Origin of the sequence: uncultured Sphingomonas sp., from assembly GCF_937859915.1 — a bacterium.
In the GTDB taxonomy this organism is placed as follows: Bacteria; Pseudomonadota; Alphaproteobacteria; order Sphingomonadales; family Sphingomonadaceae; genus Solisphingomonas.
In genome coordinates this window covers 1-9954 of sequence record NZ_CALMAW010000013.1, presented here as the reverse complement: position 1 = coordinate 9954, position 9954 = coordinate 1, and the positions used below count along the sequence as shown (strand labels likewise).

Sequence of the window (9954 nt, the reverse complement as noted above, 5' to 3'; positions counted from 1 at the left end):
GAGAATCACAACATCAATCCCGCTGCAAGGCCGACTTGCTCAGAGTTTCCCTAGTATCGACTGTTCCTTAAAGGGACAGACCGACGAGATGATCGAGCGGGCCGTTGCCCCGACCCAATCGCGGTGCCCGTGCGATGGCCAAGCGTACGAATCGGCGCGCGGTGGCGATCGCATCTCCCAAGGGTTCGCCGCGCGCGAGGCCGACCGCGATCGCGCTTGCCAAGGTACAGCCTGTCCCATGGCTGTGCTGCGTGGCGATCCGCGGATCGCTCCACGATCGCGTGCTACCGTCGGCCTCGACCAGCCGATCGACCAGCAACGGCTCATTACCATGACCGCCCTTCGCCAGCACCGCGCTACCAAGCCGATCCGCAAGCGCCGCGGCGCCGTCGGGGGAGAGCAGCGCGAGCTCGGGAAGGTTGGGCGTGACCAGTGTGGCAAGCCGCATCAGCCGCTCGAACGCGGCAATGGTTGCGGAATCGGCAAGCGTCGCCCCGCTGGTCGCGACCATCACCGGATCGAACACGACCGGGACGCGCATGTCGTCGCATGACAGCCGGTCGGCGACGGCCTCCGCGATCGCTGGCGAGCCCAACATGCCGATCTTGACGGCATCGGCACCGATATCCGACAAAACCGCATCGATCTGCGCGATGACCAGCGCGGGATCGAGCACCATGGCGTCGGTCACGCCAAGCGTGTTTTGCGCCGTGATCGCGGTGATCGCGGTCGTGGCATAGCCACCCATCGCCATCACCGTCTTGATGTCGGCCTGGATGCCCGCGCCGCCGCCCGAATCCGAGCCGGCGATCACGAGTATCCGCGGCAGCGTCACGCCGCGCGTCTCACCGCCTCGCAGACATCGTCGACAACCTGCTGGACGAGACGCGGATCCTCGCCCTCCGCCATCACGCGGATCAGCGGCTCGGTCCCCGACTTGCGGATCACCAGACGCCCGGTACCGGCAAGCTGCGACTCGGCGGCGGCGATCGCGACCTTGACGCCCTCGGTCTCGAGCGGCGCGCCGGCCTTGAAGCGGACATTCTGCAGCTTCTGCGGCAGCGGCTCGAAGCAGCGCAGCAGCTCGGAGGCGGGCTTGCGGCTCACGACGAGCTCGGCAAGCACCTGCAACGCCGCCATCAGCCCGTCGCCCGTCGTCGCATAGTCCGACAGGATGAGATGGCCGGACTGCTCGCCGCCGACGTTGAAGCCGTCGCGGCGCATCGCCTCGAGCACATAGCGGTCGCCGACGGCGGTACGGAACAGCGTCAGGCCGGCCGCCGACAGATAGCGTTCGAGGCCGAGGTTCGACATCACCGTGGCGACGATGCCGTCGCCCTTGAGCAGACCGCGACGTTGCCAGCTGGTTGCGATCAGCGCCATGATCTGGTCGCCGTCGACGATCCGGCCGCGCTCGTCGACGATGATCAGCCGGTCGGCGTCGCCGTCGAGCGCGATGCCGATGTCGGCGCGCGTCTCGAGCACCTTCTTCTGCAGCGCCTCGGGCGCAGTCGAGCCGACGCCGTCGTTGACATTGGTGCCGTCGGGCTTGACGCCGATCGTGATCAGGTCGGCGCCGAGCTCCCACAACGCCATCGGCGCCACGACATAGGCCGCGCCATGCGCGCAATCGACGACGATGCGCAGGCCATCGAGGCGAAGATGCTCGGGAAACGAGGATTTGACGGCGTGGATGTAGCGGCCGCGCGCGTCCTCGATCCGCTGCGCCCGTCCGATGCCCTCGGCGGCCGCGAGCCGCGGCGGCTTGTCGAGCATCGCCTCGATCGCGGCCTCGTCGGTATCCGACAGCTTGAAGCCGTCGGGCCCGAACAGCTTGATCCCGTTATCCTGATACGGGTTGTGGCTGGCCGAGATCATCACGCCGATGTCGGCGCGCATCGCCTTGGTCAGCATCGCGACCGCCGGCGTCGGCAGCGGACCGACCTGGATCACGTCCATGCCGACCGAGGTGAACCCGGCGACCAGCGCCGATTCCATCATATAGCCGGACAGTCGCGTATCCTTGCCGATCACCACGCGGTGACGATGATCGCCGCGCATGAAATGCGCGCCGGCCGCCTGCCCCACCCGCATCGCGAGCTCCGCCGTCATCGGCGGCTCGTTGGTCCGTCCGCGGATGCCGTCGGTCCCGAAATATGTGCGCGCCATGAATGCTCCTTCGTCCCTCGTCTCTTACGCCCGTCGCGACCCCAACCGCTAGCCCGTGATCGTTGCGACCTTGGCCCCGAGGCGGTAGCGCGGGGCATGACCACGCCCGACATCCTTGCCGTCGACGATGCCGCGATCGAACGCGCGGCGACGTTGATCCGTGCCGGTCAGTGTGTCGCGGTGCCCACCGAGACGGTATACGGCCTCGCAGCCGACGCCACCTCGGGCGCGGCGGTGGCGCGGATCTATGCCGCCAAGGGCCGGCCGTCATTCAATCCGCTGATCGTGCACGTCGCCAGCGCCGCGGACGCGGCACGACTTGCCGAGCTGTCACCGGTCGCGATGCAGCTTGCCGACGCATTCTGGCCGGGCCCGCTGACACTGGTCTTGCCCGCGCGGCCCGGCTCGGCCGTCGCGACGCTTGCCACGGCGGGTCTCGGCACCGTCGCGATCCGCGTTCCCGCCGGTGCCGCGATGCAGGCGCTGATCGCCGCCTCCGGGCGCCCGCTCGCCGCGCCATCGGCCAATGCCAGCGGGCGCCTCAGCCCGACGACCGCCGCGCATGTCGTCGCCTCGCTCGATGATCGCGTGCCGCTGATTCTCGACGGTGGCGCGACCCGCCATGGGCTCGAATCGACGATCGTCGCGGTGACGGATGGAAAGCTGCGCTTGCTGCGGCCAGGTCCGATCACCCCCGATGCGATCGAGCGGGCCGCAGGGATCCGGGTCTCGACCCACTATGGCGACGCGATCGAGGCGCCCGGCCAGCTTGCGAGCCACTATGCGCCCGGCAAGCCGCTCCGCCTCGCGGCAACCGATCGTCGCGCCGGCGAATGGTTGATCGGCTTCGGCAGCATCGCCGGCGACGACACGCTGTCGGCCACCGGCGATCTGGTCGAGGCGGCGGCGCGGCTGTTCGATGCGCTGCACCGCGCCGATGCGTCAGGCGCCGCGGCGATCGCGGTCGCGCCGATCCCGAACCGGGGGCTGGGCCTGGCAATCGAGGATCGGCTGCGCCGCGCCGCGACGCCGCCCGACTAGTGCTTACCGCACCCCGTGCATCAGCCGTTTGATCACCGGGGTCAGCGCGAGCAGCACGAGGCCGACGACGATCGTCGAGATGCCGCCGGTCTGAAAGCTCGACAGATAGGTGCGCAGGCCGAGCTCGGCATTGGTCACCTGCCCGCCCACGGTTTGCACCGAGGCGGCCTGTGCGATCGCGCCGGCCAGATATTCGGCGACCGACATCGACAGGAACCAGACCCCCATCATCAGGCCGACGACGCGCGCAATCGACAGCTTGGTGATCATCGACAGGCCCACCGGCGAGATCAGCAGCTCAGCGATCGAATGGAGGAAGTAGGTCGCGACCAGCCACCACAGCGACACGCGGAACACGGGACCTGCCGCAAAATGGCCGCTGCTCGCGAGCAACACGAAACCGAGGCCGACCAGCACCAGCGCCAGCCCGAACTTGACCGGGATCGAAGGCTCCCATCCCTTTCGCGCGAGCGCGGTCCAGACCCAGCTCATGATCGGCGCGAAGATCACGATCGTGATCGAATTGAAATTCTGAGTCTGCGCCGCCGAGATCGGAATGCCGAACAGCTCCAGCGTGGTGCTGCGATCCGCGAATAGCGTCAGCGACGAGGCAGCCTGCTCGAACAATGTCCAGAAGGCGACGTTGAACACGACGAGCACGACCGCGGCGAGCATCATCTGCGCCTCGACCCGCGTGCCGACGCGGTACGACCAGATCGGGATGCCGATCACCGCGGCCGCGAAGGTGGCCATCAGCACCTTGCCGAGGAAGGGCAGCGCAGCAAGATAGCCGATCACGCCGCTGCCCGTGGCCTCGGGCGCGTCCATCACGTTGAGCAGCACGAGGAAGACGAGCGGCACCACCGCGAGCGCGATCGCATAGACCCAGGGCGCCCGGTCCTTGCCGTCTGAGACCGGCGGCTCGCCATAGCCGTCGAGCCGGCCGCCGTCGAAGCGCATCAGCACATAGGCGAACGCCATCCCGACGGCGACGAGCAGGAATCCCGCCCACCAGCCAAACGCGCTGACGAACAGCGGGCACAGGGTCTGGCTGCCCATCGAGCCGAGGTTGATTCCCCAGTAGAAGATCGTGAAGCCGGCGTCGCGCCGCGGATCGCCGCGCGGATAAAGCGTGCCGACGACGGTCGAGATGTTCGGCTTGAACAGCCCGTTGCCAACCGCGACGATGCTCAATCCCAGCAGCATCAGCCCGACGTAGAATTTTGGCCTGTCGGCACCCGAGACGAGCGCGCCGGGCGCCAGCGTCCGCGTGACCGCGCCACCGGTGGCGACGAGCTGTACGGATCCGTCGGCGAGCCCGTGGATCAGCAGCGGCTTGCCGTCGGCACCGTCGATATATTGGTGCGTGGTCCCGCCGGTGGCGACGTCGTGGACGGCGTGGCTCTGTCCGTCGAAAGTGGCCAGGGGCTTGGCCGGCTGACCGCCAAAGCAGAGCAGCAGATAGCCGAGCGACATCATGATCGCACCGAACTTCACCGAGCGCTTCGAGCCGAGATAGCGGTCCGCCACCCAGCCGCCGACGACCGGGGTGAGATAGGCCAGGCTGAGATAACCGCCGACGATCCCGTTCGATTCATGGTCCGACAGCAGGAAATGGTTGGTCAGATACAACACCAGCAGGGCACGCAGGCCATAGAAGCCGAACCGCTCCCATGCCTCGACCGAGAACAGCCGCGCCAGCTGGCGCGGATGCCCGAGCCATGTCTGACCGTCGCTGCGACTGACATGCGGGGTCATCGGCTCGAACGTCGCGTCGGCATTGGGAGAGGCCATGCAGGCTCCGGCATAAGGAGAAGCGCCGACGGCGAGGCGCACGGCAGGATGGTGCGCAGACTAGCGGCGGCGGCGCCGTTGCCAAGAGGCAGATGCGTTCACGCTCTGGCGAACTCCCGTTGGCGCAGACGCTCGGGGCTGATAGCGGGGTCGTCATGCTCAACGATCTTTCGTCGCCGGCGGCCCTGCTCGCCACCCGCCGCTCCGGCAAGCCGCGCGACATGGTCGCACCCGGGCCCGATGCCGCGCAACTCCGCCGCATCCTGACAAGCGCGATGCGCGTGCCCGACCACGGCAAGCTTGCGCCGTGGCGCTTCGTCGTGATCGGCTCCAGCGAGCGCGACGCGTTCGCCGCGCTGCTCGAACGCGCCTATCTCGCCGGCAAGGCCGATGCCGGGCGGCTCGAACTCGACGCGGTCGCCCAATTCGCGCACCAAGCGCCAAGCCTGGTCGTCGTCGTCTCGACGCCCAATACCGACAGCCACATCCCGCTATGGGAGCAGGAATTGTCGGCGGGCGCAGCCTGCATGGCGCTGCTCGCCGCGACGCATGCCGAGGGTTTGGTCGGCAGCTGGCTGACGGGCTGGGCAAGCTATGCCCCGGGGGTCGCCGAAGCACTCGGCCATGCCGATGGCCGGATAGCCGGCTTCCTTTTTCTAGGCACGCCCAGCCGCACCCTGGACGAACGACCGCGTCCCGACTTCGAGACCATAATATCCGACTGGCGGGGGTAACGCCCTTGTGCGCGCCATGCTGTGTTACTACACTACAGCGCATGGTCAGTGACGATCGCCCCGTATATATCCGCCTGCGTGATGTGATCGCCGAGGCTATCCTCGAGGGTCGCTACCGCGACGGCGATCCCCTACCGTCAGTGCGGGCGCTTGCCGCCGAGCATGGCGCCAATCCGCTGACCGTCGCGAAAGCCTACCAGACCTTCCAGGATGACGGCCTCGTCGTCGTCCGTCGCGGCGTCGGCATGTTCGTCGCCGACGGCGCCTCGACGCGGCTTCATGCAATCGCGCGGCAGGACTTCCTCGATCATGAATGGCCGCGCTTTCGGTTGCAGATGCGGCGGCTCGGCCTGCACCTGAAGGACCTTCACGATCTTGCCGATCACGGGTCCGCACCGCATCTAACATAGTCTCGGCAAACAGGGCCCGGAGTGGCTATGATCGAGCGGATGTTTGAGTCGTTCCTTGCCTCTCGACCGCCGCCGCAGGTGCCTGCCGGCTGCCGTGTCTATGCGATCGGCGACGTCCACGGCCGGCTCGACCTGCTTGATCTGCTACTCGGCGCGATCGAGCGCGACAATGCCGGGCGGCCGGCAGCCTCGGTCACGCTCGTCATGCTGGGGGATCTGATCGACCGCGGCCCCGATCCGCGCGGCGTGGTCGATCGGGTCCGTCGCGGCGTCGCGTGGGCCGAAACGATCGCGATCATGGGAAACCATGAGGCGATCATGCTCGATGCGTTGGCCGGCAGGCGCGACGCACTCGAAAACTGGCTGCGCTTCGGCGGCCGGCAGACGCTGGCCGACTGGGGGGTCGATGCCCGACTGATCGCGGAGGGGACGCTCGACGAGATCCTTGAGTCCGCTTGCGCGACGGTCCCGCTCGCGGACCTCGGGTGGATCGCCGCCATGCTTCCAAGCGTCAGGATCGGCGACTATTATTTCGTCCATGCCGGGATCCGGCCCGGCGTCCCGCTCGACCGGCAGAGCCGCGAGGATCGGCTCTGGATTCGCGAGCCCTTTCTCGACAGCCGGCGCCGCCATGGGGCGATGATCGTCCACGGTCACTCGATCAGCGAGACCGTCGCGATGCAATCGAACCGGATCGGCATTGATACGGGCGCTTATGCAACCGGTCGATTGACGGCGCTGGGCTTGGACGGCGCGGATCGCTGGATGCTATCGACGATGGACGCGCCGCTTGCCGTCGACTTGCCGAGCGGATAGCCGAAGAGCGCATGTTGCGGCTTGTCCTGATCTGCCTTGTCGGCTTGACGTTCGCGCAGCTGCTGCCGGCCGCGGTGCGGGCAAACCACCAGCCCTCGTCGCCCTGTGCGGCCTGCCCGCCGTCGCAGGGTCACGATAGCCAGTGCGGCGATCGTGGCTGTATCGGCTGCGCGCTCGAGCCGAACCCGAGCATGATCGACGCGCCCTGGCCAGAGCGGCGCACAGCGCCTGCGCTTGCCCGCCGGATCGCAGCGCCCAGCGCCTATCGTCCTGGCTTCGATCCGCCACCGCCTCGGACCGCGGGCTGAGCACGTAGGGCGTCCGCCCTGCGCCCAACCCTTCGATCCGGAGCCCAAGATGATACGATCCCTGTTCGGGGCCGCATTGCTCGCGTCCACGCCGTATGCCGTCCTGGCCCAGGCCATGCCCGGCATGGACATGCCGAGCGCGGCGCCGGCGTCGCCCCCCGGCACGTCTGCACCCGCAGCCACGCGACCTCCCGCATCGTCGCCCGCGACCGCGAGGCCGACGACCCCGATGCCAATGGACATGTCGATGCCCGAGGATGGCGCCCTGTCGACTGCCGGTTCGGGCACATCGCGACTTCCAGGCAACGACCGGATGCAGGGGCTTCATATCGCCGCGGGCGACTGGATGCTCATGGTCCACGGCTATGCCTGGGGCAGTTGGACCGACCAGGGTGGTCCGCGCGGCGCCCGCGAGGCCTTCGTCCAGTCGATGGCGATGCTCGAGGCAGCGCGGTCGGTCGGCGACGGCGTCGACCTGACGCTGCGATCTATGATGTCGCTCGATCCGCTGATGGGTGAACGCGGCTATCCCGACCTGTTCGCAACCGGCGAGACCGCACACGGCATCGCGCTGGTCGATCGCCAGCACCCCCACGACCTGTTCATGGAGATGTCGGGCCGGATCGACACGGCGATGGGGCGCGACTCGCATGTCTTCCTCTATGCGGGGTTGCCCGGCGAACCGGCGCTCGGCCCATCGGCGTTCATGCACCGCGGATCGGCGCGGTTCGACCCCGAGGCACCGATCACGCATCACTGGTTTGATTCGACGCATATCAGCTGGGGCGTCGTCACCGCCGGCTATGCGACCCCGCATTGGCAGTTCGAGGCGAGCGCCTTCAAGGGGCGCGAGCCCGACGAGAACCGCTATAATATCGAGACGCCGCGGCTCGATAGCTGGGCCGTCCGCGCAACCTGGAATCCCACACCGGCGTGGAGCGGCGAGGTCAGCTATGGCCAACTCCACAGCCCCGAGGCGCTCGATCCGTCGGCCGATGAGCATAGGCTGATCGCCAGCCTGAGCTATTCGGCGCATGGGCTAGACGCGACAGCCGCCTATTCGCGCAAGACCATCGTGCCGGGATCGGTGCTGCCGGCGTGGCTGGCCGAGGCGACCTACGCGCTCACCCACCGCCACGCCGTGTTCGGCCGCGTCGAAAACGTCCGTAATGACGAGCTTTTCGAACGCGATGCGGAGCTTGGACTGACGCCGCCGCTGCTCGGCGTGCCGTTCCGCGTCTCCAAATTCACCACGGGCTATGCCTACACGCTGCCCCTGCCCCACAGCAGCGCGGTGGCGCTGGGCTTCGCTGCCAGTGCCTACGCCAAGTCGGACCGGCTCGACGCAGCTTATGGCCGGGCCCCTCACAGCCTGACATTATTCGCCAAGCTCATGCTGGGGCGCTGATCGACGACCACTCTTGCCTGTCGCTCGCAATCGGCTAGCAGCGCGCGACGGGATCGGCCGCAGGAGAGCAGCATGCGCATCACGATGATCGGAACGGGCTATGTCGGGCTGGTCTCGGGCGCATGCTTTTCGGACTTCGGCCATGAGGTCGTCTGCGTCGACAAGGATCCCGCCAAGATCGCGGCGCTCGAGCGCGGCGTCATGCCGATCTACGAGCCTGGGCTCGACGCGCTCGTCGCCACCAACGTCAAGGCGGGCCGCCTGTCCTTCACCACCGATCTGGCCGCTGGCGTGCACGGCGCCGAGGCGGTGTTCATCGCGGTCGGCACGCCCTCGCGCCGCGGCGACGGCCATGCCGACCTGAGCTACGTCTTCGCCGCGGTCCGCGAGGTCGCCGACGCGCTCGATGGACCCGCGGTGCTGATCACCAAGTCGACCGTCCCGGTCGGGACCGGTGACGAGATCGAGCGGATCGTCGCCGAGGTCGCGCCGGCCAAGCGCATCAGCGTCGCCTCCAATCCCGAATTCCTGCGCGAAGGCGCCGCGATCGATGACTTCAAGCGCCCCGACCGCGTCGTCATCGGCACAGACGACGAGTCGATGCGCGCCGTGCTACGCGCGATCTACCGGCCGCTGTCGCTCAACCAGTCCTCGCCGATCCTGTTCACCGGCCGGCGGACCGCCGAGCTGATCAAATATGCCGCCAACGCCTTCCTCGCCACCAAGATCACCTTCATCAACGAGATCGCGGATCTGTGCGAAGCGGTCGGCGCCGACGTCCAGGAGGTCTCGCGCGGGATCGGCATGGACAACCGCATCGGGCGCAAGTTCCTCCATGCCGGCCCCGGCTATGGCGGCTCCTGTTTTCCCAAGGACACGCTCGCGTTGCTCAAGACCGCCGACGATCATGAATCGCCGCTGCGCATCGTCGAGGCGACGATCGCTGCCAACGACGCGCGCAAGCGCGCGATGGGGCGCAAGGTGATCAAGGCGATGGGCGGCGAGGTGCGCGGGCGGACGATCGGCGTGCTCGGCCTCACCTTCAAGCCCAATACCGACGACATGCGCGATTCGCCCGCCATCTCGGTGATCCAGACGCTGCAGGACGCCGGCGCCCGCATCCGCGCCGCCGATCCCGAAGGCGTCGAACAGGCCAGGCTGGTGCTCAACGATGTCGACTTCCTCGACGACCCCTATGCGGTCGCGGATGGCGCCGACGCGCTGGTGATCGTCACCGAATGGGATGCGTTCCGCGCGCTCAACCTGTCGCGGAT

Annotated in this window: 9 protein-coding genes; 6 read left to right on the top strand and 3 right to left on the bottom strand. The window is 67.9% G+C overall.

Going from position 1 to position 9954, the window contains the following annotated elements; all coding sequences use genetic code 11:
* Nucleotides 1–67: 67 nt before the first annotated feature.
* Nucleotides 68–835 (bottom strand): bifunctional hydroxymethylpyrimidine kinase/phosphomethylpyrimidine kinase, encoded by a 768-nt coding sequence (thiD, locus tag Q0326_RS02050; protein WP_298686556.1) that lies wholly within the window; start codon nt 833–835, stop codon nt 68–70.
* Nucleotides 832–2169: a phosphoglucosamine mutase gene (gene glmM, locus Q0326_RS02045; protein ID WP_298686554.1), complete on the bottom strand. Its 1338-nt coding sequence runs from the start codon at nt 2167–2169 to the stop codon at nt 832–834. The genes thiD and glmM overlap by 4 nt, the downstream gene beginning before the upstream one ends.
* Nucleotides 2170–2265: 96 nt before the next feature.
* Here glmM and Q0326_RS02040 point away from each other — a divergent pair, with 96 nt between their 5' ends.
* Complete coding sequence (locus Q0326_RS02040) at nt 2266–3210, top strand: L-threonylcarbamoyladenylate synthase (protein ID WP_298686552.1); 945 nt, start codon at nt 2266–2268, stop codon at nt 3208–3210.
* Between the two features lie 3 nt (nt 3211–3213).
* Here Q0326_RS02040 and Q0326_RS02035 read toward each other — a convergent pair whose 3' ends face one another.
* The gene (locus tag Q0326_RS02035; RefSeq protein ID WP_298686550.1) at nt 3214–5004 is read right to left on the bottom strand and encodes an oligopeptide:H+ symporter; all 1791 of its coding nucleotides are present in this window, start codon (nt 5002–5004) and stop codon (nt 3214–3216) included.
* Nucleotides 5005–5159: 155 nt separating this feature from the next.
* Here Q0326_RS02035 and Q0326_RS02030 point away from each other — a divergent pair, with 155 nt between their 5' ends.
* The 5 genes from Q0326_RS02030 to Q0326_RS02010 all read left to right on the top strand — a co-directional run.
* Nucleotides 5160–5738: a nitroreductase gene (locus tag Q0326_RS02030; protein WP_298686558.1), complete on the top strand. Its 579-nt coding sequence runs from the start codon at nt 5160–5162 to the stop codon at nt 5736–5738.
* A 41-nt stretch (nt 5739–5779) separates the two neighbouring features.
* Nucleotides 5780–6148 carry a GntR family transcriptional regulator gene (locus Q0326_RS02025; RefSeq protein ID WP_298686548.1) on the top strand — a complete coding sequence of 123 codons (369 nt, stop codon included), beginning with the start codon at nt 5780–5782 and terminating at the stop codon, nt 6146–6148.
* A gap of 39 nt (nt 6149–6187) precedes the next feature.
* Nucleotides 6188–6964, top strand: a complete 777-nt coding sequence (locus tag Q0326_RS02020) for a metallophosphoesterase (RefSeq protein WP_298686546.1) — start codon at nt 6188–6190, stop codon at nt 6962–6964.
* Nucleotides 6965–7519: 555 nt separating this feature from the next.
* Nucleotides 7520–8680, top strand: a complete 1161-nt coding sequence (locus tag Q0326_RS02015) for a hypothetical protein (RefSeq protein WP_298686545.1) — start codon at nt 7520–7522, stop codon at nt 8678–8680.
* Between the two features lie 72 nt (nt 8681–8752).
* The coding region (locus tag Q0326_RS02010; RefSeq protein ID WP_298686543.1) for a UDP-glucose/GDP-mannose dehydrogenase family protein at nt 8753–9954 on the top strand (1202 nt) is incomplete at its 3' end.

Excerpts from the sequence above, each read along its gene's own strand:
- glmM (WP_298686554.1), bottom strand. The coding sequence starts at position 2,169 with ATGGCGCGCACATATTTCGGGACCGACGGCATCCGCGGACGGACCAAC.
- Q0326_RS02040 (WP_298686552.1), top strand. The coding sequence starts at position 2,266 with ATGACCACGCCCGACATCCTTGCCGTCGACGATGCCGCGATCGAACGC.
- Q0326_RS02035 (WP_298686550.1), bottom strand. The coding sequence starts at position 5,004 with ATGGCCTCTCCCAATGCCGACGCGACGTTCGAGCCGATGACCCCGCAT.
- Q0326_RS02030 (WP_298686558.1), top strand. The coding sequence starts at position 5,160 with ATGCTCAACGATCTTTCGTCGCCGGCGGCCCTGCTCGCCACCCGCCGC.
- Q0326_RS02025 (WP_298686548.1), top strand. The coding sequence starts at position 5,780 with ATGGTCAGTGACGATCGCCCCGTATATATCCGCCTGCGTGATGTGATC.
- Q0326_RS02020 (WP_298686546.1), top strand. The coding sequence starts at position 6,188 with ATGTTTGAGTCGTTCCTTGCCTCTCGACCGCCGCCGCAGGTGCCTGCC.
- Q0326_RS02015 (WP_298686545.1), top strand. The coding sequence starts at position 7,520 with ATGCCCGAGGATGGCGCCCTGTCGACTGCCGGTTCGGGCACATCGCGA.